General features: G+C 40.5%; 24 protein-coding genes. 8 read left to right on the plus strand and 16 right to left on the minus strand.

Features of this window, described 5'->3' with window-relative positions; translation table 11 throughout:
- Nucleotides 1-43 precede the first annotated feature (43 nt).
- Nucleotides 44-325, minus strand: a complete 282-nt coding sequence (locus NSS92_RS07330) for a YlaN family protein (protein ID WP_003212509.1) — start codon at nt 323-325, stop codon at nt 44-46.
- 122 nt (nt 326-447) lie between these two features.
- Nucleotides 448-1,377 carry a glutaminase A gene (gene glsA, locus NSS92_RS07335; RefSeq protein WP_267586180.1) on the minus strand — a complete coding sequence of 310 codons (930 nt, stop codon included), beginning with the start codon at nt 1,375-1,377 and terminating at the stop codon, nt 448-450.
- 120 nt (nt 1,378-1,497) lie between these two features.
- Here glsA and NSS92_RS07340 point away from each other — a divergent pair, with 120 nt between their 5' ends.
- On the plus strand, nt 1,498-1,980 hold the full coding sequence (locus tag NSS92_RS07340) for a hypothetical protein (RefSeq protein ID WP_048238850.1): 483 nt from the start codon (nt 1,498-1,500) through the stop codon (nt 1,978-1,980).
- Nucleotides 1,981-1,995: 15 nt separating this feature from the next.
- Here NSS92_RS07340 and NSS92_RS07345 read toward each other — a convergent pair whose 3' ends face one another.
- Complete coding sequence (locus tag NSS92_RS07345) at nt 1,996-3,318, minus strand: PhoH family protein (protein ID WP_340869949.1); 1,323 nt, start codon at nt 3,316-3,318, stop codon at nt 1,996-1,998.
- A gap of 140 nt (nt 3,319-3,458) precedes the next feature.
- Here NSS92_RS07345 and NSS92_RS07350 point away from each other — a divergent pair, with 140 nt between their 5' ends.
- Together NSS92_RS07350 and NSS92_RS07355 are read left to right on the plus strand one after the other, a co-directional pair.
- Nucleotides 3,459-4,076, plus strand: a complete 618-nt coding sequence (locus tag NSS92_RS07350; RefSeq protein ID WP_340867243.1) for a YhcN/YlaJ family sporulation lipoprotein — start codon at nt 3,459-3,461, stop codon at nt 4,074-4,076.
- Nucleotides 4,077-4,168: 92 nt separating this feature from the next.
- Nucleotides 4,169-4,399 carry a YlaI family protein gene (locus tag NSS92_RS07355; protein WP_445661634.1) on the plus strand — a complete coding sequence of 77 codons (231 nt, stop codon included), beginning with the start codon at nt 4,169-4,171 and terminating at the stop codon, nt 4,397-4,399.
- Nucleotides 4,400-4,430: 31 nt separating this feature from the next.
- Here the strand turns inward: NSS92_RS07355 and NSS92_RS07360 are convergent, their stop codons facing one another.
- On the minus strand, nt 4,431-4,712 hold the full coding sequence (locus tag NSS92_RS07360; RefSeq protein ID WP_044334035.1) for a YlaH-like family protein: 282 nt from the start codon (nt 4,710-4,712) through the stop codon (nt 4,431-4,433).
- 96 nt (nt 4,713-4,808) lie between these two features.
- Nucleotides 4,809-6,647 carry a translational GTPase TypA gene (gene typA / locus NSS92_RS07365; RefSeq protein ID WP_095408397.1) on the minus strand — a complete coding sequence of 613 codons (1,839 nt, stop codon included), beginning with the start codon at nt 6,645-6,647 and terminating at the stop codon, nt 4,809-4,811.
- Between the two features lie 113 nt (nt 6,648-6,760).
- On the opposite strand from typA, the gene NSS92_RS07370 reads away from it, so the two are divergent.
- A complete protein-coding gene (locus tag NSS92_RS07370; protein WP_340867245.1) occupies nt 6,761-6,940 on the plus strand; it encodes a DUF5325 family protein in 180 nt (59 codons plus the stop codon).
- Between the two features lie 275 nt (nt 6,941-7,215).
- Nucleotides 7,216-7,851, plus strand: a complete 636-nt coding sequence (locus NSS92_RS07375) for a hypothetical protein (RefSeq protein WP_034281643.1) — start codon at nt 7,216-7,218, stop codon at nt 7,849-7,851.
- A gap of 43 nt (nt 7,852-7,894) precedes the next feature.
- On the opposite strand, the gene NSS92_RS07380 is transcribed toward NSS92_RS07375, so the two are convergent.
- The 6 genes from NSS92_RS07380 to NSS92_RS07405 all read right to left on the minus strand — a co-directional run bounded on the left by NSS92_RS07380 (nt 7,895) and on the right by NSS92_RS07405 (nt 12,124).
- Nucleotides 7,895-8,191, minus strand: a complete 297-nt coding sequence (locus NSS92_RS07380) for an anti-sigma factor family protein (protein ID WP_041117283.1) — start codon at nt 8,189-8,191, stop codon at nt 7,895-7,897.
- Nucleotides 8,188-8,706 (minus strand): RNA polymerase sigma factor, encoded by a 519-nt coding sequence (locus NSS92_RS07385; protein ID WP_267586177.1) that lies wholly within the window; start codon nt 8,704-8,706, stop codon nt 8,188-8,190. The genes NSS92_RS07380 and NSS92_RS07385 overlap by 4 nt, the downstream gene beginning before the upstream one ends.
- Entirely contained in the window at nt 8,706-8,969 is a 264-nt protein-coding gene (locus NSS92_RS07390) for a hypothetical protein (RefSeq protein ID WP_340867246.1), read from the minus strand. Before NSS92_RS07390 ends, NSS92_RS07385 begins: the two co-directional genes overlap by 1 nt.
- Nucleotides 8,959-10,884 carry a hypothetical protein gene (locus NSS92_RS07395; protein ID WP_340867247.1) on the minus strand — a complete coding sequence of 642 codons (1,926 nt, stop codon included), beginning with the start codon at nt 10,882-10,884 and terminating at the stop codon, nt 8,959-8,961. The genes NSS92_RS07390 and NSS92_RS07395 overlap by 11 nt, the downstream gene beginning before the upstream one ends.
- 111 nt (nt 10,885-10,995) lie before the next feature.
- Complete coding sequence (locus NSS92_RS07400; protein ID WP_340867248.1) at nt 10,996-11,802, minus strand: inositol monophosphatase family protein; 807 nt, start codon at nt 11,800-11,802, stop codon at nt 10,996-10,998.
- A gap of 133 nt (nt 11,803-11,935) precedes the next feature.
- A complete protein-coding gene (locus tag NSS92_RS07405; RefSeq protein WP_340867249.1) occupies nt 11,936-12,124 on the minus strand; it encodes a hypothetical protein in 189 nt (62 codons plus the stop codon).
- Between the two features lie 287 nt (nt 12,125-12,411).
- On the opposite strand from NSS92_RS07405, the gene NSS92_RS07410 reads away from it, so the two are divergent.
- Nucleotides 12,412-13,047: a DUF1054 domain-containing protein gene (locus tag NSS92_RS07410; RefSeq protein WP_340867250.1), complete on the plus strand. Its 636-nt coding sequence runs from the start codon at nt 12,412-12,414 to the stop codon at nt 13,045-13,047.
- Between the two features lie 227 nt (nt 13,048-13,274).
- On the opposite strand, the gene NSS92_RS07415 is transcribed toward NSS92_RS07410, so the two are convergent.
- Nucleotides 13,275-13,544: a UPF0223 family protein gene (locus NSS92_RS07415; protein ID WP_340867251.1), complete on the minus strand. Its 270-nt coding sequence runs from the start codon at nt 13,542-13,544 to the stop codon at nt 13,275-13,277.
- A 190-nt stretch (nt 13,545-13,734) separates the two neighbouring features.
- Between NSS92_RS07415 and NSS92_RS07420 the strand changes: the two genes are divergently transcribed.
- The gene (locus NSS92_RS07420) at nt 13,735-15,207 is read left to right on the plus strand and encodes an aminotransferase class I/II-fold pyridoxal phosphate-dependent enzyme (RefSeq protein WP_340867252.1); all 1,473 of its coding nucleotides are present in this window, start codon (nt 13,735-13,737) and stop codon (nt 15,205-15,207) included.
- Between the two features lie 43 nt (nt 15,208-15,250).
- Here the strand turns inward: NSS92_RS07420 and NSS92_RS07425 are convergent, their stop codons facing one another.
- On the minus strand, nt 15,251-15,370 hold the full coding sequence (locus tag NSS92_RS07425; RefSeq protein ID WP_003212464.1) for a GapA-binding peptide SR1P: 120 nt from the start codon (nt 15,368-15,370) through the stop codon (nt 15,251-15,253).
- A 316-nt stretch (nt 15,371-15,686) separates the two neighbouring features.
- Between NSS92_RS07425 and NSS92_RS07430 the strand changes: the two genes are divergently transcribed.
- Entirely contained in the window at nt 15,687-16,067 is a 381-nt protein-coding gene (locus tag NSS92_RS07430; protein WP_223250976.1) for a hypothetical protein, read from the plus strand.
- Between the two features lie 125 nt (nt 16,068-16,192).
- Here NSS92_RS07430 and lpdA read toward each other — a convergent pair whose 3' ends face one another.
- The 3 genes from lpdA to pdhB all read right to left on the minus strand — a co-directional run bounded on the left by lpdA (nt 16,193) and on the right by pdhB (nt 20,037).
- Complete coding sequence (lpdA, locus tag NSS92_RS07435; RefSeq protein ID WP_039178233.1) at nt 16,193-17,605, minus strand: dihydrolipoyl dehydrogenase; 1,413 nt, start codon at nt 17,603-17,605, stop codon at nt 16,193-16,195.
- 4 nt (nt 17,606-17,609) lie between these two features.
- Nucleotides 17,610-18,950, minus strand: coding sequence for a dihydrolipoamide acetyltransferase family protein (locus tag NSS92_RS07440; protein WP_003211261.1), 1,341 nt, complete (start codon nt 18,948-18,950; stop codon nt 17,610-17,612).
- 109 nt (nt 18,951-19,059) lie between these two features.
- Nucleotides 19,060-20,037 carry a pyruvate dehydrogenase complex E1 component subunit beta gene (pdhB, locus tag NSS92_RS07445; RefSeq protein WP_012009824.1) on the minus strand — a complete coding sequence of 326 codons (978 nt, stop codon included), beginning with the start codon at nt 20,035-20,037 and terminating at the stop codon, nt 19,060-19,062.
- Nucleotide 20,038: the final 1 nt, after the last annotated feature.

The raw sequence follows: 20,038 nt of genomic DNA on the forward strand, positions 1-20,038 counted from the left end.
AAAAAACTCAAACTTATGTTGTGGAAGTTTGAGTTTTCAATCATTATTTTTTTGTGAACGCATCATGAAGTGCGGAAAGCTCTCTCTCAAGTTTATCGAGTAGTTTCTTGCCTTCATGTTGATCAACTAATCCAAGCCGGACAGCAAAATCAATTTCTCTCGATAATCCGAACATTTGAGTATCTAAAACCTCTTCATAAAGAGGACATTGCGGCATCGTTAAGTTGTCCATTTGCACTTGGATCAATTTTAAAATTTTATCTGCATCCAATTTTAATAAAGCCAGTGCTTTTTGCCGATGATCGACTAAAATTTCTGACGCCAAAAGTATCCCTCCGTTCCCCAGGCGAGTACCTAATTCTTCTATTTATCATAAAGCGAAACGGCCAAAATTGCAAGCAGATTTGTACAGTTCGCATTTTAAAAATAAAAAGAAGACAATCATCATTAAAAGATACTCATCTCATATTTTTCACTCATGAGCTCAAGCAGCTTAATTCCAGCAATACTATTCCCTTTTTCATCCAGGGCAGGACCGAAAATTCCGATCCCAAAATCATATGGAGCCGCTCCCATAATCCCGCCTGAAACACCGCTTTTAGCGGGTATGCCGATATTAATGGCAAATTCCCCGCTTGCATTGTACATTCCGCACGTCACCATAAAGGTTTTACAAATTCTAGCGACATCTTTTGAAAGAATTTGCTGCCCCGTCTCTGGATGTCTGCCATCTAATGAAAAAACACAAGCAATTTTCGCCAAATCTAAGCTGTTCATCATAATGGCACATTGTTTCGTATACACATCCATGACCTCTTCTACGTTCCCTCTAATAATATGATATTGCTTCATATAATAGCACATAGCCCGGTTAATCATTGATGTCTCAAATTCGGATGCGGCTGTTTCCTTGCAGTATGTAATGCTTTTGTCATTTGCAAGCTCTCTAATAAAGCCAAGCAAGCGGTTAAGCTGATCTTGCGGAGTCGCTCCTCTTATTAAGCTTGTGACTGCAAGTGCTCCTGCATTAATCATTGGATTCAGCGGCTTATTCGGACTTGCTGTTTCCAGCTTAATCATTGAATTAAACGGATCACCTGTTGGCTCTTGTCCAACAAATTGAAAGACTTTTTTAGGCCCTTCTTCTGAAAGCACGAGCGCAAGGGCTAATACTTTAGAAATACTTTGAAGGGTAAAGCGTTTATCTACATCTCCTGCCGAGTGGCAAGTATTACTTACATGGTACACAGCCACAGATAAATCTGTCTGTTCCGCTTTGGCAAGAGCGGGAATATAGGATGCTACTTTGCCATCTTTGGCCACTTTTTTTGCTTCCTCCACAAATCGCTTAAGCTCTTCATTGTCACGACATGCCATGCCCAACATCCTCCCTATCTTTCATGTACGATTAGTGTGTACAAGGAGAAGCATGTTTATGAAAGTGACAAAGCAGGCGAAAACTTCTATAATTTATGGTGGAAAGGGGTTGTCTTAAACATGAGCATCATTCAAATTAAGGGGAACGTAAAGTACAAGATCACCATTGATCCAAGTGTCTGGATTTTTGATGACCGCAAATTTTTAATGGATTCATTTTTTGAAAAGAGCGCAGCAAATGAAGAAAATCAGCTGGATCAGGAGCTTGACCAAGAGCGGGTGATCAGAGAAGGGCAAACACTTCCACCCACTTTAAAAACAGAGAAGAAGTACGAAAAGGAAAGACTCGTCACAGGCAGCTTCGGAATGAAGCTAGGTGATATGCTGAAAAATGCAGAACCGCTTGAACATGCAGATACATGCGAATTTGTCACAGAAACAGGGACAATTGCTGTGCCTCTTTCTCAGGCAATGGAAAGTATTGCACACTTCAGCCAAAATGGAAAGCCTATGACAGAAGAAGGACCAATCCACGTTTATTTCGCGGATCAGTCCAACCTCACTCAGCCGATAAAAGGTGTCAAAGAGCTCATCATTACATAAGACAGAGGGTCTGGACTATAGCAAATCAGCTGCAAGCTGTGCAAGTCCAGACCTTTCTCCTTTGACAAGCTTGACATGTCCAGATATTTGCTGTCCTTTGAACCGCTCAATGACATACGTAAGTCCATTATTTAAGCTGTCTAAATAAGGATGATCGATCTGCTCCGGGTCCCCCATCAGCACAATTTTACTTCCTTCTCCGACTCGCGTTAATAATGTTTTCACCTCGTGTTTCGTTAAATTCTGCGCCTCGTCAATGATTATAAATTGATCAGGGATACTTCTTCCGCGGATATACGTTAAAGCTTCCACTTGAATAGAACCAATTCCCGCCAAAATCGCATCAAGTTCACCAGGTTTTTTTGTATTAAATAAAAATTCTAAGTTGTCATAGATCGGCTGCATCCATGGTCTGAGTTTCTCTTCCTTTTCACCTGGCAAGTAGCCTAAGTCCTTACCAACAGGAACAATTGAACGGGCTACGATCAGTTTTTTAAACATGCCGAGATCCTCTGTCTGCATTAATCCGGCAGCCAGTGCAAGCAGTGTTTTACCAGTTCCCGCTTTTCCGATCAAAGTCACGAGCGGAATATCACGGCGCAATAGCAGCTCTAATGCCATCGTCTGCTGAACATTTTTCGGACGGATTCCCCAAACATGCTCTTGATCATAAATAAGCCGTTTCACGTTCTCTGCTTTTTGATCAAGCATTCCTAAAGCAGAGCCGCCTTCATTCCCCTTCATAATGACAAATTGATGAGGGTTTAACGGTGCACTTGTGACTTCATTTACCAGTAATTTACTTTGCTTATAAAATGTATTCAATTGCTCCGTCGGAATATAGAGCTCATGATAGCCGTTATCAATGTCTTCGTTTTGCAGCACACGGTCACTTAAGAAGTCCTCTGCCTGAAGACCTATGGCATCTGCCTTTACCCGGACTAAGACATCCTTGCTGACCAAAATGACAGGCCGGCCGTCAGGCTTTGTTTCTTCCTCTAAGCTCAAATTTTTCGCGACAGCCAAAATCCGATTATCGTTCGTTTTTTCAATAAAAATTTCTTGAAGCTCATGAAAAGAGCGATGATTCAGCTCGATGCGCAGCGTCCCTTTTGACTCTAGCGTAATTTTTTCATGCAGTTTCCCTTTCGATCTCAAACCGTCGATTAAACGTGAGACGCGCCGGGCGTTTTGCCCAACCTCGTCCATGTATCTCTTTTTCGAGTCTACTTCTTCTAACACAACGGCCGGAATGACGACCTCGTTGTCTTCAAATGAAAAGATTGAATTCGGATCCTGTAATAACACATTTGTGTCTAATACATAAATTTTACTCAGGTCCTTCGCCTCCTGATCGGGGTTTCATTCATCCTTGTCTTTCCCAAAACGATTGTTAAAATATATGTTTTCATGAATAAAGTTAGAAGGTTAATTCAACAATAAAATAAATCATGCAGTTTGTGAAGGAGGGAATTTAGATGCGACTATTTTTAACATTATTCATGATTCAAACGATCATTCTGTTAGGCGCTTGCGAGCAGCAGGAAAAGCCAGAAGCGATGGACAAGCAAGATGGACGCCAGCACTTAGTAAGGGTGTCAGACTCATCGAAGAAAAAGACAAATCAAGCCCGCCCATCCACAGATGTTGCCCAGCATCTTGTCAATGTGACAGAGCACGTAGCTGATGTCAATGATGCAACGGCAATCGTCATCGGCCGTTATGCTGTTGTTGGTATTGATGTAAAAGATGATTTAGATAGAAGCAAAGTAGAAACCATTAAATATTCAGTTGCAAAAGCGCTGAGAAATGACCCTGAAGGTGCAAATGCTGTTGTGGTTGCTGACCCGGATACAGTCAGCCGTTTAAAAGAAATGGGCAAAGAAATTCAAGCAGGCCGTCCTGTAAGCGGAATTATGGATGAACTAGCTGCCATTGTCGGCCGCGTGATGCCAGAGATGCCGAGAAATGAGATTGAACGTAACGAAAAAGACCCGACAAATGATCCGAATAATCAGCTCAAAGAACATGATCAAAAGCAGTTAGAAAAAAATCAAAACGACCAATCGAACCATCATATGAATCAGAAGAAATAATGAGAACGGCTTATATCTCCTATGATATAAGCGCTGATTTTAAGTGTCTGGAAAACATGCTATAATAAATGCAATAAAGTGAGGTGAAAATGATGAGAGTGAAGTGCTCATTATGTGAAAAGCTTGAAACCATTGATGATGATACACTCGTTGCTAAACGGTTAAGAAACCGGCCAATTCATACATATATGTGCGATGACTGCCAAGAACGTATTAAAATAAAAACAGAAGCCCGCATCAAAACTGGCAGATTCTCTCTTTATCAAGATCCTGCGACGAAAGAGAAAAAGAGGAAAAAAGGAAAGAAAGAACAAAAGACATAAAAAAAGACCTGACACATGTTCAGGTCTTTTTTTACGTATTGACTGTTCCTTCTTTTTTCGCACGATGCAGCCGTATTTTATAAATAATCAAAATGGCAGCTGCCACAACCAGTCCTTCCGCTACTGGCAGGAAGATTCCTAGAAATGTAAGAAACGTGCAGCCAAAAATCAAAAACAAATAAATCACGAGCGCTTTTAAAATCGGTAAACGTCTTGCAAAGCCGAGCTTAAAAACAATAATCGCTAAAACAAGGATGGTGCCATATAGGAGCCACATCCCTGTTTGCGGATTTTCATCGACACGAAACAGCATCGCGAAAAAGGATAGATTTTCACTTACTTCCTGATCATTCAAAAAGATTCCCTCCCCTTATCTTTCAGGGTTCTATCTTTTTAATTCTTCATGGAATTAAGATAATCCTGCTAGCTTTTTCTTCTTCGCTGCTCTCTCACGTTCGTTTTTGTCTAAAATTTTCTTTCTAAGACGAATTGATTCAGGTGTAACCTCACAGTATTCGTCTTCATTCAAGTACTCAAGAGATTCCTCAAGTGACATAATACGAGGTTTTTTCATGCTAACCGTTTGATCTTTCGTCGCTGAACGTACGTTTGTTTGTTGTTTCATACGGCTTACGTTCACAACAAGGTCATTCTCACGGTTATGCTCCCCGACGATCATCCCTTGGTATACTTCAGTACCCGGCTCAACGAAGATCACACCGCGCTCTTCAACACCTTGGATTCCGTAAGCAGTCGCTTTACCTGTTTCCATTGAAACAAGTACACCTTGACGGCGTCCGCCAACTTGACCAGACTGCATTGGCTGGTAGCTGTCAAACGTATGGTTCAAAATACCAAAACCACGAGTTAATGAAAGAAATTCAGTTGTATAACCAATTAAACCACGTGATGGCACTGTAAAGATCAGGCGAACTTGACCGTTACCATTATTGATCATGTCAATCATTTCACCTTTTCTTGCACCCATTGATTCCATAACAGAGCCAGTATGCTCTTCTGGTACATCAATTTGAACGCGCTCAACAGGCTCACATCGAACACCATCAACTTCTTTTACAATAACTTCTGGCTTCGATACTTGTAATTCAAATCCTTCACGTCTCATATTCTCAATGAGAATGGATAAGTGAAGCTCTCCGCGCCCAGAAACAACCCAAGCATCAGGTGAATCAGTTGGATCCACACGAAGACTGACGTCTGTTTGAAGCTGCTGCTCTAAACGCTCTTCGATTTTACGTGATGTCACGTATTTTCCTTCACGGCCTGCAAATGGGCTGTTGTTTACAACAAACGTCATTTGAAGTGTCGGCTCATCAATACGAAGGATTGGAAGTGCTTCTTGGTGTTCTACCGGACAAACCGTTTCACCTACGTTGATGTCTTCCATTCCAGATACAGCGACAAGATCTCCCGCTTTCGCTTCGTTGATTTCCACTCGTTTTAATCCTTGGAAACCAAAGATCTTTGTTACACGGAATTGTTTCACTGTGCCGTCGATTTTCATCAAGGCCACTTGCTGTCCTACTTCCATTGTTCCTCTGAATACACGGCCAATTCCAATTCTGCCAACATAATCATTGTAATCAAGTAGTGCCACTTGGAATTGAAGCGGCTCTTCATGGTTATCAACTGGGCAAGGAATATGGTTAACAATGGCTTCAAACAAAGATTCCATGTTTTCATCTTGCTTGCTCGCATCGTTACTTGCTGTACCATTGATTGCAGATGCATAGACAACTGGGAATTCAAGCTGTTCTTCTGTTGCATCCAATTCAATGAACAAGTCAATCACTTCATCGACTACTTCAGCCGGACGAGCAAAGTCGCGGTCAATTTTATTGACGACGACGATTGGTGTTAAGTTTTGCTCAAGTGCTTTTTTCAGCACAAAGCGTGTTTGAGGCATACAGCCTTCATAAGCATCCACAACGAGAAGCACACCATCTACCATTTTCATGATACGCTCAACTTCACCACCGAAATCGGCGTGTCCTGGTGTATCTAAAATATTAATGCGTGTATCTTTATAATGGATCGCAGTATTTTTAGCTAAAATCGTAATACCGCGCTCTCGCTCTAAATCATTTGAATCCATGGCTCTCTCAGCGATATTTTCATTCGCACGGAAAGTACCAGCTTGATGGAGCAATTGGTCAACAAGCGTCGTTTTACCATGGTCAACGTGGGCAATAATTGCGATGTTGCGAAGGTCTTTTCGAAGTTTCACATTTTCATCTCCTAAAATAATTAGATAACTTTCATATTATATCACAATCCCCTTTAAATGCCGATCGTTTTTCTGTAAACTTATATTAACTCTAAAAAAAGGGATGGAGACAAATGAAACAAATCAAATGGCTTCTATTATTATGTGCATTACTTGCAGTTGTCAGTATGGCGTTTATTGGGGTATCTCTTGCAGAAAAAAACATACTGGGCACATGTTTAAGTATCGTGTTCACCATGATTTTCATGGGTACAGGATTTACATTAAAAAGAAAATTAAACGTGCAATCATAAAATTAGTTAAAAGCCTTTTACATTCTATATGTAGAAGGCTTTTTATTTTGAGTAAAAACAAGACAAATCACCTATGAAAGCTCCATTCATCAGACGAAACGTATCTTGAAGAATTGACAAAAATAAGCAATCTGAACCCCTCCATTTTTCGACAAGAACTTTTATAGTTCTCCAAAATCAAACAGAAAGTTACAATTTTCCTATTCTTCCACAAAGTTTCTCATGGTATGCTTTCCTTGCAACAAAATTTAACAGAAAAGGGAGAGAAAAGAAGCATGAAGAAGTTTTTGAGCAAATCGCTCAGCTCTGTTGTATTTTTCGCTTTAGCTATCATTCTTACTTTCACAACAGTAGCTCCTGGGCAAGCAAGCGCTGCAACTTTCAAAGGAATTCCTTTTGAACAGCAGCAAATCATTAAAGAATTATTGGAGAAAAACGAGCGTGTCATCAACATTCTCATCAATTCATTTGTTGAGGAAGACAACAGCTACACATTTGATGTGAAAAAAGCTGTTGAGCTCGGACTAACTGAAGAAGAAGCGGCGACTGCTGAGAAATTCTTAGATCGCGCAGCTGTTCTTACAATCGTTTTCAGTGAAAGCATCACTAAAAACGAAAAAGGGAAATTGGTTTTTGATGCAGCAAAAGCTGTTGAACTTGGTCTTACAAAAGAAGAAGCGGCTAAATTCGAAAAGCTTTTCAAATCAGTGATCAGAATTGCTGATCTTGCTGGTGATGCCCTTGTTCTAGACAAAAAAGGAAACGTTGTAATTGATTCAAAAATCGCAAAAGGTCTTGGATTCAGCTCTACTGAATTACTTGTTTTCAACCAAATGCTTAAGAAAATTCCTCAAGAGCAATTGAAAACGTTCTATGATGCAGTTCAAATTGCCAAAGAAAAATTAAGCTAAGCTCAGAAAAAACCCCCACCTGGTTCATCCAGATGGGGGTTTTCTATTTCAGCCAATAAAGAATGATCATCATGACGTATCCTATACCAAACGCGATACTTGCTCGATAAAGCAGCTTACCATAGTAGCGCTTTTCAAATTTTCTTTTTTCTTCCTTTTCATCTATATATGGCACGAGATCAGGAGTCTGTATAAGGGTTATTGGCTCTTTCATTTCGTGATAAAGGTGACGGCAGCTTTCGCAGGATTGTATGTGCTCTGCAACAATTTTATTTGTTTCTGCACTTGTGTCTCCCTCTATATAAAGTGGTAACAATTCTTCAATCAAATAACAGCTCATTTATTGAACTCCTCACAATGTAGCATTCGCTTCAGCTCTAATCTCGCTCGATGAAGGGTTGTTTTGACTTTAGATAAAGTCCAATTCAAAATTTCAGCTACTTCTTCATATGATAATTCTTGAATATCTCTTAAAATGAGGACATCCCGATATGAATCCTTCAGCTGATGAATATGATGCCACAGCCTTTCTATGTCAGCTTGTGTTTCGATGTAATCTTCTGGTGTTGTGAACGACTGCTGCTCTAAGAAATCCATTTCTTCTACGTTCGTAAAAGTCCATTTTATTTTTCGGCGATAGTCATTCACAAATGTGTGATACGCAATGGTATAAAGCCATGTTTTCATACTAGAATGTCCCTTAAAGGAGGACAACCCATGCAGTGCCTTCATAAATACGTCTTGCGCAAGGTCCTTGGCCGTTTCCATATTTCCCGTCCGGCGATATAAATATTTGGTGATTTCCTGAAAATAATCTTCATAGATTTTTTCAATTTGGTCGGCTGGTCTGGACATCAAAAATAAAACCACACAGTCATCCAAATCGATAAAACGATAAAAAAGAAGTATAACGAGTAAATAAACCCTTTCATGCGTTTTAAATCGTCATAGTCATTATGGCTTTCCATCGGCACTGAAGACTGCTTTCTTCCCGCGGCCACATGCTGAAATTGCTGTTCGTGTGCCTTCATCCAGCTGGCGGCCTCGGCTCCCAGATCCCCTTCTTGATACAGTTCATATAAGTCTTGAAAGATGGCTTGTTTTTCTTTATCTGTCAAAACGATGCACCTCTTTTGTTCGCCCATTCACTTCATAGATTTTATGCTCATTTGATCCGAAGGTTTGTATGATGACAAGCCATGAAATGTCGATGTTCCCTTCTTTGTCGATCATTCTCACAGGTTTTATTTGTTTTTTATAGATCGTATATGGTTTATACCTTTTAAGTACTTGCTGATAGACTTCCTCACGATCTTGATTAGATACTGCGTGCGGGATAGAAGAAGCAACTTGCACTCTCAACTCAATTACATCATCCCCTTTAAACAGATTGACGACTTGAGAGGAGCGTTTAAATGTATATTGTTTACTTTCACTAGTGCCTGTTTCTTTCCTTACGTCTTTTGGCGTTTTCCCTATGATCTTTAACAAATCTTCATCGCTGACGTTCCCTTTTTTCTGTTGAAGAATCGCTTTTGACAGCTTAAAGCTGATAACTTCTTTTGTTGAGCCATTAAACAGAAACTCTGATTGATCTTTAGTTGTGACCCTCACTTCATGCTGCCAATCAAAATAAAATTCATCAATGCCTGTGATTTGATAAGCTGGCGGCTTTAGGTTTAAATGTTTATAAATACTGTTGATCCTGTTTTTTATCTCCGTTTCTGTTAAATGGATTCCGTCTATATCCTTTAATTGAAAGATGGCGTTTACGTATCGCGCTTGTCGAAGCGTCCCTTTTTTCCAGGTGGCAAACGCTAAACTGTCCTCTTCATTCTGAGACATTTTTGGCAGAAGAAGAACGTCCGTCTCTCCGCCCTCTTTTTTTACAGCTAATTGAATGCGCTGTAGATCGATTGACCGCCCGCTTCTTTCGAAAAATTCGATGGTTTTTTTCCTATATTCTTTATCGGTCAGTTCCTTTCCCTCTACACGACCTCGATAAGAAAATTCGCTTAATTCACCTGTAAACGCAGAAATATTCACTTCATACTGATCATCTGCAAACACGTAATGATAAGGGATAGCCTGATGACTAGCATTTAAATACAGCGATTGGTTCTCTGGTACAAATTTTGAAGCGAATGCTTTTGCACTTCCTGCAGATAAAGGGCGATATTCTTCCGAGAAAGTATCTGCAAGTTCCGTTTTAGTGAATTGAAACATGGTATGAGGAATATTGATGACCGGGTTGAGTAGCAGCAGAAAAAAGACAGCTATACAACCAGCGCCCCACTTCCTTAATCTCACCTTGTCCCGGAGTAAAGCAGATAACAAATAAATCGTCATAAAGCTTCCTGCTGCTGCTACTAAAATGACAATCGATTTAAAAGTAGATTGAAGCTCGTACTTCGAAATAGAAGGATAAAATATATAAAGCAAGGCTGCAAAAATCAAACCATAGAATAAAAGCAATTCCTTCCACTTCCAGTGCCAAAACAAGCGAAAGAAAAGGTGCAGCAGCAATGCGGCAAAGCAAGCCATAGCCAAAATGGTGATTATATCTCTCCATACTAGCCCCGTATCACCGCTAAGAAAGAACTTTTTGCTTTCAGCAAACACAATAAACACTGTTTGACATAAAGGCAGAAGTAATACAGATAAATCAAAAGCAAAAAACATACCTTTATTTTTTAAATAAGGAAGAGTAATCACATAATACAATGATGCAAGCAAGACATACCCATAGATGAGAAATTGCATGAAATCTGTCAGCACTTCAAATGTTTCGATCGTATACTGTCTAGCTAGGACTTGGTGGATCATTTCAACTGTCATACCGCCAAGCAGAACAACTCTTAATACGATTCCAGCATAGAATACATAACCACTCTTCTTTTCTTTCCATATGGGAAGTGTCATGAAAAGGACAAATAGTCCAAGTACACACCATTGAATAATGTGGATACTGTACTCATTTAAAATAAAATACCTTTCAAAATGGAGCGATAAATCACTAAACAAATCAAACATTCATACACAATCCTTTACATGAAATTAAGGCCTCATTCGTATAGACATCCGCCTTACCAAAAAGTTTCAGGAAAAACAAAAAATCACTTCATTCTCATGAAGTGATATCGTTTATTTTTTATTTCCGCTTCCTTCTATGTAATCATGCAAGATTTTTTCACAAATGGATCGATTTCCGGCCACTATGCTGTTTTTATATAAGAACGTAAGACGTTCTCCGTGAATATTTGAGTAAACAGCCCCTACTTCATCAAGTAGTACGCAGCCCGCTGCATAATCCCACGGCGCAAGCCTTAACGTGACATATGCGTCACTTCTTCCGCTTGCAATATAAGCAAGCTCAAGGGCAGCTGATCCAATCGTTCGTGTCCCTCTCACGTCACGCACAAGACGGGCAAACGGTTTGGCGTCAAAATAAGGGCTTTCGATCGCCCATGTCGGATTAATACCCACAATGGCTTTTTCAATCTCCACGTCATTTAATGGCGGGAGCAGGATATCATTCATATAGGCTCCTTCTCCTTTGATGGCATGGTAGAGCTCGTCATGAATGACGTCATAAATAAGACCGATTTTCCCCACACCATTTTCAAATATCCCGATTGAAATGGCAAAATTGCGTTTTTGATGGACAAAGTTCATTGTGCCATCGATCGGATCAATGATCCACACAATCCCATCAAGTGAGGTCACCTCTTCCCCTTGTCCCTCTTCTCCTAAAATGTGATGATCTGAAAATGTCGATTGTATTTTTTCAATAAAAAAACGTTCTGTTTCTTTATCGATATTCGTGACAAGATCATTCGGATTTGATTTTGTTTCAATTGATAGACCTTCCTGCATGGACGCTTTAATACGGCTCCCTGCTTCTTTTACCCAAAGCTTTGCAAGACGGTCAATTTCCACCCAGTTTGTCATCAGATTGTAAACCTCTTTTCTATGTAGGACCTATTTGTAATAGCATACTGATATTATGTACGTAAAAGCAAGAAAAAAGCAGCTTCATACAAAAACGAACCGATGAATTGGTTCGTTTTTACCTCACCTTGTTTTATCCTTGAAGCTGCTCCCATTCTTTTCTTAGGCGCTCAAGCTTTCGTTTGCTTCGTTCGATTTGGGTGTCATTTTTTTGTTCGATGGCTTCATGAAGCGTAGAAAGCTCATAATCAACCTCTAATCTCCACACAGCGATGCGATTCTTCTTCTCCTGTCTATACCCCTGCTTCACGATTTGCTTCATTGGTCAACGCCCCTTCCAGAGAATGATTCATTCCTTGTCAGTTTTCATTGATAAAAAATTCAAACGATAAGAGAAATGGTTCTTGCTTATATCGTATGAAGCGATCGCATAACCGCAACGACATTCTGAAAATTGTGTCTTTACCTATTGATTATGTACCACAAAATGAATGGTTTTAAACGCTGCACAACGTCCTTTACAATCTTTGATCTGACGGTGCATCTTTTTTTGAGCTTGACCCAAGCTATGATAAAATATGATCAGCTAAAAGATACAGGAGGCATAACATGGGTGAAATGCGTTTTAGAGATGATGATTTTGAGACATTTACAGTTGATGGTTTAGATGAACGAATGACTGTATTAAAAGAAAGAGTCCGTCCAAAGCTTGAGGCACTTGGCGAACATTTTGCACCACTTCTTTCTTCTATTACAGGAGACGAAATGTTTGTACACGTCGCAAAGCATGCTAGAAGATCAGTCAATCCGCCAAATGATACGTGGGTTGCTTTTGCAAACAGTAAGCGAGGATATAAAAAACTTCCTCATTTTCAAATTGGGCTTTGGAAAACACATGTCTTTGTATGGTTTGCGCTCATTTATGAATCTCCAGTAAAAGGTGAGTACGGCCAGCTATTTGAAAAAGAGCTAGACACCATCCAGCAGAAAATACCGCAAGATTTTGTTTGGTCTAAAGATCATATGAAACCAGATGTCATGCGTCACAGCGAACTAGATTCCGAACAGCTGAAAACGCTGTTTGAACGTGTTCAAACAGTCAAGAAAGCCGAGCTTCTTTGCGGCATTCAGCTTCCTAGAGAGGAAGTCGTTCAAATGAATAATGAAGAATTTCTATCAAAAATTGAAAATGCCTTCCGCACGCTGACGTATCTATACCGCTTCACACAGAAAGAATCTGTATAAAAAAACGAGCCCTTATAGGCTCGTTTCAGATTGTTGACAAAGGGCTAAAATGATCTTGATTTTAGCCCTTTGTCTTCTTTTCAGCGTGATAGAAAACCTTTGCAGTCTAGGAAGGACGAGCACCGGAGCGGAGCGAATTGAAACATTCGTGAGCACTGGAGCGCAGACCTGACACCGAATGCGAGGGTTTGTCTACACGCTAAAACGAGCCCTTATAGGCTCGTTTTTTACATACGTATAATAGCTGTCTCTTCTACCTCTCTTGCGGTTTTCACTGCACGATAAGGGGAATACCCGCTTCCCTTTTCAAACGCCGCACAATGTGTTTTTTCCTCTGCTTTTGATGGCACAACCTCTTTAAATCGTTTATAAGCATCTAGTAACTCCTGCTTAGCAATTCCTTTTTCATAGGCTTTTTCAACAGCCTGAAAAAACGAAATGACCGCAATCTTTTCCTCTGTTGTCCAGTCGACATCCATTGGATATTGATATTCCATTTACTTGTCCCTCACTTTAACACTCATTTCTGATTTGAACTTTTATTATAGCATCTGTTTGATCAGAAACCGATTGATTTTATGCTTTACATTCCGATCAGTTCATAATATAATTCTTTTGTTTTATGCAATGAAATCTGCTGTAATTGGCACAATAATAGCAGGTATTTCGATGAAGGTGGGAAAGCAATTGTCACAACATGATACACCCTTATACACTGGACTAAAAAAACACGCAGCAATCAATCCAGTCCAATTTCACATTCCAGGCCATAAAAAAGGAGCCGGAATGGATCCTGAATTTAGAGCATTCATTGGCGACAATGCATTAAGCATTGACCTCATTAATATAGAACCTCTCGATGATTTACATTCACCTCGAGGGATGATTAAAGAAGCACAGGAGCTTGCTGCTGAAGCCTTCGGTGCTGATCATACGTTTTTCTCCATACAAGGAACAAGCGGCGCCATCATGACCATGGTGATGACGGTATGCGGACCTGGAGATAAAATTATCGTTCCGCGTAACGTCCATAAATCAATTATGTCCGCGATTGTATTTTCTGGCGCAATTCCTGTTTTTATTCACCCAGAAATAGACAAAGAGCTTGGCATCTCTCACGGCATTACACCTGAATCAGCCAAAAAGGCGCTCACTGAGCATCCAGATGCGAAAGGTTTGCTTGTCATTAATCCAACGTATTTTGGTATTTCAGCAGACTTAAAATCAATCGTAGACATTGCCCATTCATTTGATGTGCCTGTCCTAGTCGATGAAGCACACGGTGTGCATATACATTTTCACGATGAGCTTCCCCTCTCTGCCATGCAGGCAGGTGCCGACATGGCAGCAACAAGTGTCCATAAACTCGGCGGCTCTCTTACGCAGAGCTCTATTTTAAATATGAAGGAAGGGCTTGTTTCAAAAGACCGCGTGCAGTCGATTTTGAGTATGCTGACGACAACGTCCACTTCTTATTTGCTCTTAGCGTCACTTGATGTCGCTAGAAAGCGATTAGCCACAGAAGGAAAGACACTTGCAGATGAAGCCATTCGTTTGGCTGAATCAGCGAGAGACCGCTTGAATCAAATTGACGGGATTAGCTGCATTGGCAAGGAAGTACTCGGTTCAGCTTCTACTTACGATTATGACCCAACGAAATTAATTATCTCCATTAAAGACCTTGGGTTAAACGGACATGATGTCGAAAAATGGCTGAGAGAAAGTTACCGAATTGAAGTAGAACTCTCTGACCTGTACAACATTTTATGTATCGTCACCCCTGGAGATTCAGATGAGACGATTGATACGCTCGTGACAGCGATGCAGGAAATTGCCGCAGCCTCTACATGTGAGAGCGGCAAACAAGCGGTAACGGAAGTGCTGCTGCCTGAGATCCCATCGCTTGCTATGACGCCGCGTGACGCCTTTTATGCTACAACAGAAGTCGTTCCGTTTAAGGAAGCAGTCGGCCGCATCATCGCAGAGTTTGTCATGGTGTACCCGCCAGGTATTCCGATTTTTATACCAGGTGAAATTATCACAGAAGAAAATATTTCGTATATCTATAAAAACATTGAAATTGGTCTCCCTGTCCAAGGACCTGAAGATTCAACGCTCGAAATGATTCGTGTGATTAAGGAACAAAAACCAATTTTATAAAAAAGAAACATGCAGCCCCAAATGGAGCTGCATGCTTTTTTATTTATTCAGAGGCTTCATCACAGCAATGGCAGTGACCACATGTTCCGTATAGCGTTGTCACTTTTTCATTTTCAAATTGATCAATGGTTTCATTGCAATCTTGACAAATAATTGTACCCACGTACATTCCCCTTTTCTTCATTCATAGTATGAAAGCGTTTGATCTATTTCATATCTCTATAATATGATGTCACAATTAAGTTGTCAACGGTTAATTGTATGATACATTTAATCATTTTTTATAAATATGTGCTTTTTTCTCATCATATTGAGGGAACGTTTCAATTGTATTTTTCTTCATATCAATTCTGTAACAATTGAGTAACAATCGAAAATTGTCAAAAAGGACATGATACACTAGAGTGACTAACAGGGAACAAGCTCCTAAAAATGTTGGGACAACCCCAAATGATTTTGAGGTGAATAGATTGAATTTTATGAGGACACTTCTCATTATATTCCCCATGCTTTTTGTACTTAGTTCATGCTCATTTGCGTATATCATACCGAATCAGACCGACCAAGTCCGTCATATTCAAAAACCGAGAATTCTCTTTTTTACTGATGCAGAAAACCTTGATAAAGAAAGCCCTTATTATGATGCAGTCCTCGATTTAAAAAATGAATACCCTAAGGAAATGTCAAAAATGATTGTGAAAGAAGATCGTAAAGGCTGGAAAAATGAAGTTGATGAACTGCCAGCTATTTTACTTGTCAATGATGAAAAAGTCATCGTGAAGGTTGAAGGAAATGTCCGCAGTAAACAGGAGATCTTATCGCCCTTATGCCATGCTTTAGACCGCGTCAATACAAACTAATGATATTTTCCTTGCACTTATATATAACCATATGAAAAAACCCCTCACCTCATGAGGGGTTTTTCATATGGTGTTCAGGGCGCCAAAAAAACCCTCTCCATCAAGGAGAGGGTTTCATAGGTTCATTATTTTACGATGTGGATTGGGCTTCCAATTGCTACTTCAGCCGTTTCCATTGTAATTTCACCTAATGTTGGGTGAGCGTGAATTGTCATTGCGATATCTTCAGCAGTCACTCCAGCTTCGATTGCAAGGCTAAGCTCTGAAATCATATCAGAAGCGCCAACACCTGCGATTTGTGCACCAATCACTAGACCATCCTCTTTACGAGTGATCATTTTCATGAAGCCATCAGTTGCATCAAGAGAAAGTGCACGTCCGTTCGCTGCGAATGGGAATTTCGCTGCAACGATTTCGATTCCTTCTGCTTTTGCTTCTGCTTCAGTGTATCCAACAGTTGCAAGTTCTGGCTCAGAGAATACAACAGCAGGAATACCAAGGTAATCAATTTCAGCTGGCTCTCCAGCGATTGCTTCAGCTGCAATTTTACCTTCGTAAGAAGCTTTGTGTGCAAGTGGTGGTCCATCAACGATGTCACCAATTGCATAGATGTTAGATACGCTTGTACGGCATTGTTTGTCTGTTTTGACAACTCCGCGGTCAGTCAATTCAACACCAACTTGCTCAAGACCAAGCTCATCAGTGTTTGGACGACGACCAACAGTCACAAGTACGTAATCAGCATCAACTGTTTTTTCTTCACCTTTTACTTCGAACGTAACAGTGACACCATCAGATTTTTCTTCAACGCCTTTTGCAAGTGCGTTTGTATGGATTTCAACGTTTCCTTTTTTCTTCAGGTTACGTTTAACCAATGAGCTCATTTGCTTTTCGAAACCTGGAAGGATTTCGTCTCCACCTTCAAGGATCACAACTTCTGTTCCGAAGTTTGCATAAGCAGTACCAAGCTCAGTACCGATGTATCCACCACCGATGACAACTAACTTTTTAGGTACTTCTTTAAGCGCTAAAGCACCAGTTGAGTTGATCACGCGGTCTGTGTATTTAAATGTAGGCAATTCGATTGGACGAGATCCAGTTGCAAGAATTGCATTTTTAAATGTATAAGTCTGCGCTGAATTTTCATCCATTACACGTACAGAGTTGCTGTCTACGAAATAAGCTTCACCTTTGACGATGTCTACTTTATTTCCTTTTAGAAGACCTTGAACTCCACCTGTTAATTTGTTCACAACAGAAGCTTTCCACTCTTGAACTTTTGTGAAATCCACTGTTACGTTTTCAGCTTTGATACCCATGTCTTCAGAATGCTTTGCATTCTCGAAACGATGTCCAGCATTGATCAATGCTTTTGAAGGGATACAGCCGACGTTTAGACATACGCCGCCAAGTGTTCCTTTTTCAACGATTGTTACTTTTTGTCCTAGCTGTGCAGCACGAATAGCAGCTACATATCCACCAGGACCTGCACCGATGACAAGAGTATCTGTTTCGATTGGGAAATCTCCTACTACCATGAATTTACGCCTCCATTAAAATTAATTGTGGATCATTCAATAAACGCTTGATGTGGTTAAGGGCATTTTGCGCAGTAGCTCCGTCAATCATACGGTGGTCAAAGCTTAGGGAAAGAGCTAAGACTGGAGCTGCAACGATTTCGCCATCACGAACAACCGCTTTTTCAGCGATACGGCCAATACCAAGGATCGCTACTTCTGGGTGGTTGATGACTGGAGTAAACCATTGTCCACCAGCAGAACCGATGTTTGTGATTGTGCAAGATGCACCTTTCATTTCAGCTGGAGCCAATTTACCATCACGTGCTTTTGTTGCAAGCTCATTGATTTCGTTAGAAACTTCGAAAATCGCTTTGCGATCTGCATTTTTCACAACTGGAACTAGCAAGCCTTTTTCAGTGTCAGCTGCAATTCCGATGTTGTAGTAATGCTTTTGCACAACTTCATCTGTTTTATCATCGATAGAAGTGTTAAGTACTGGGTACTTTTTCAAAGCAGAAGTTAGAGCTTTTACAACGTAAGGCAAGTAAGTTAACTTGATTCCTTGATCAGCTGCAACTTGTTTGAATTGTTTACGATGTGCAACAAGGTTTGTTACATCAACTTCATCCATTAATGTTACGTGAGGAGCTGTATGCTTAGAGTTCACCATTGCTTTCGCGATTGCTTTGCGGATTCCGCTCATTTTCTCGCGAGTTTCTGGGAATTCTCCTTCAAGAACTGGAGCTGCTGCCGCTTTAGGAGCTGCTTCTTCTTTCGCACTTTCAGCTGCTTGAGGTGCTGCTTCTTGAGCTGCAGAACCACCATTAACGAAGCTGTCGATATCTTCTTTTAACACACGTCCGTTTTTACCAGAACCTGCAACTTTGTAAATTTCAATGCCTTTTTCACGAGCATATTTACGTACAGATGGCATAGCGATGACGCGTTTGTTTGGATCAGCATCTACTTGCTCTTGTGCACCTGCACCAGTTGCTGCTGCCGCTTCTTCTTGTGCTACTTCTTTCTTCTCTGGCTCGTTACCAGCTTCAGCAGTACCTTGTACTTGAGCTTCAGTTTTTGCTTCGCCTTCTTCTTCGCTGCCTTTAAATTGAAGATTTTCGTAACCAGGTGCATCAAACGTAATGATTGTTTGTCCTACAGTTGCAACTGTTCCCTCTTCAACTTTTAATTCTAATACTTTTCCTTTAACAGGTGAAGGAATTTCTACAACTGCTTTATCATTTTGTACCTCTGCTAAAACGTCATCTTCATTGATTTCGTCGTTTGGTTTAACAAACCACTTAACGATCTCACCTTCGTGGATACCTTCTCCGATGTCCGGAAGTTTAAATTCAAATGCCACTGTTTTTCGCCTCCTAGATTTTGTTGAACCCTTGTTGTGTATAAATTTACACGGTCATGTAATTGATAAAGGGGAAGAGAAATAAATTCTTTTCCCCTCTGTCATTTAATTAAAATTCAAGAACTTTCTTCGCTGTTTCAAGTACGTCTTTATGGTTTGGAAGCCATACGCTCTCAGCTTGAGAGAAAGCAAATACAGTATCAGGTGCAGCTACACGAAGTACTGGTGCTTCCAAGCTAAGGATCGCTCTGTCATTGATTTCAGCTACTACGTTTGCAGCAATACCAGCTTGTTTTTGTGCTTCTTGAACAACGATCGCACGGCCTGTTTTTTCAACAGAAGCGATGATTGTTTCAATATCAAGCGGGCTTACTGTGCGAAGGTCGATAACTTCAGCAGAAACGCCTTCTTTTTCTAGCTCTTCAGCAGCTTTTAGTGATTCGTGAACCATTGCACCATAAGTGATGATTGAAAGGTCAGAACCCTCACGTTTCACGTCAGCTTTACCGATTTCAATTGTGTACTCTTCTTCTGGAACTTCCTGACGGAAAGAACGATAAAGTTTCATATGCTCAAGGAATACTACAGGATCGTTGTCACGAATTGCAGAAATTAATAATCCTTTTGCATCGTAAGGCGTTGAAGGAATGACAACCTTGATACCAGGCTGTTGTGCGATAAGACCTTCTAAGCTGTCAGCGTGAAGCTCAGGTGTGTGAACTCCCCCGCCGAATGGAGAACGGATTGTCACTGGAGAATGCCAGCGTCCGCCAGAACGGTAACGCATACGAGCCATTTGTCCAGAAACAGAATCTAATACTTCGTAAACGAATCCGAAGAATTGAATTTCCATTACTGGGCGGAATTCTTGTAGTCCAAGGCCAATTGCAAGACCGCCAATACCAGATTCAGCAAGTGGAGTATCGAATACACGATCCTCACCAAACTCTTTTTGCAATCCTTCAGTCGCACGGAATACGCCGCCGTTTTTACCAACGTCTTCTCCGAAAACGAGAACGTTTTCGTCATTTTTCAGTTCTGTGCGTAACGCATCAGTGATCGCTTGAATCATTGTCATTTGCGCCATG

This window comes from Bacillus sp. FSL M8-0166, assembly GCF_038008825.1.
Taxonomy (GTDB): Bacteria; Bacillota; Bacilli; order Bacillales; family Bacillaceae; genus Bacillus; species Bacillus safensis.

Excerpts from the sequence above, each read along its gene's own strand:
- NSS92_RS07340 (WP_048238850.1), top strand. The coding sequence starts at position 1,498 with ATGAGCATCATTCAAATTAAGGGGAACGTAAAGTACAAGATCACCATT.
- NSS92_RS07375 (WP_034281643.1), top strand. The coding sequence starts at position 7,216 with ATGAAGAAGTTTTTGAGCAAATCGCTCAGCTCTGTTGTATTTTTCGCT.
- NSS92_RS07360 (WP_044334035.1), bottom strand. The coding sequence starts at position 4,712 with ATGCTGTTTCGTGTCGATGAAAATCCGCAAACAGGGATGTGGCTCCTA.
- NSS92_RS07400 (WP_340867248.1), bottom strand. The coding sequence starts at position 11,802 with ATGACAAACTGGGTGGAAATTGACCGTCTTGCAAAGCTTTGGGTAAAA.
- NSS92_RS07385 (WP_267586177.1), bottom strand. The coding sequence starts at position 8,706 with ATGTCCAGACCAGCCGACCAAATTGAAAAAATCTATGAAGATTATTTT.
- NSS92_RS07370 (WP_340867245.1), top strand. The coding sequence starts at position 6,761 with ATGAAACAAATCAAATGGCTTCTATTATTATGTGCATTACTTGCAGTT.
- NSS92_RS07430 (WP_223250976.1), top strand. The coding sequence starts at position 15,687 with ATGAGGACACTTCTCATTATATTCCCCATGCTTTTTGTACTTAGTTCA.
- NSS92_RS07350 (WP_340867243.1), top strand. The coding sequence starts at position 3,459 with ATGCGACTATTTTTAACATTATTCATGATTCAAACGATCATTCTGTTA.
- NSS92_RS07380 (WP_041117283.1), bottom strand. The coding sequence starts at position 8,191 with ATGAGCTGTTATTTGATTGAAGAATTGTTACCACTTTATATAGAGGGA.
- NSS92_RS07405 (WP_340867249.1), bottom strand. The coding sequence starts at position 12,124 with ATGAAGCAAATCGTGAAGCAGGGGTATAGACAGGAGAAGAAGAATCGC.
- pdhB (WP_012009824.1), bottom strand. The coding sequence starts at position 20,037 with ATGGCGCAAATGACAATGATTCAAGCGATCACTGATGCGTTACGCACA.
- NSS92_RS07410 (WP_340867250.1), top strand. The coding sequence starts at position 12,412 with ATGGGTGAAATGCGTTTTAGAGATGATGATTTTGAGACATTTACAGTT.
- NSS92_RS07415 (WP_340867251.1), bottom strand. The coding sequence starts at position 13,544 with ATGGAATATCAATATCCAATGGATGTCGACTGGACAACAGAGGAAAAG.
- NSS92_RS07395 (WP_340867247.1), bottom strand. The coding sequence starts at position 10,884 with ATGTTTGATTTGTTTAGTGATTTATCGCTCCATTTTGAAAGGTATTTT.
- lpdA (WP_039178233.1), bottom strand. The coding sequence starts at position 17,605 with ATGGTAGTAGGAGATTTCCCAATCGAAACAGATACTCTTGTCATCGGT.
- NSS92_RS07355 (WP_445661634.1), top strand. The coding sequence starts at position 4,169 with ATGAGAGTGAAGTGCTCATTATGTGAAAAGCTTGAAACCATTGATGAT.
- glsA (WP_267586180.1), bottom strand. The coding sequence starts at position 1,377 with ATGGCATGTCGTGACAATGAAGAGCTTAAGCGATTTGTGGAGGAAGCA.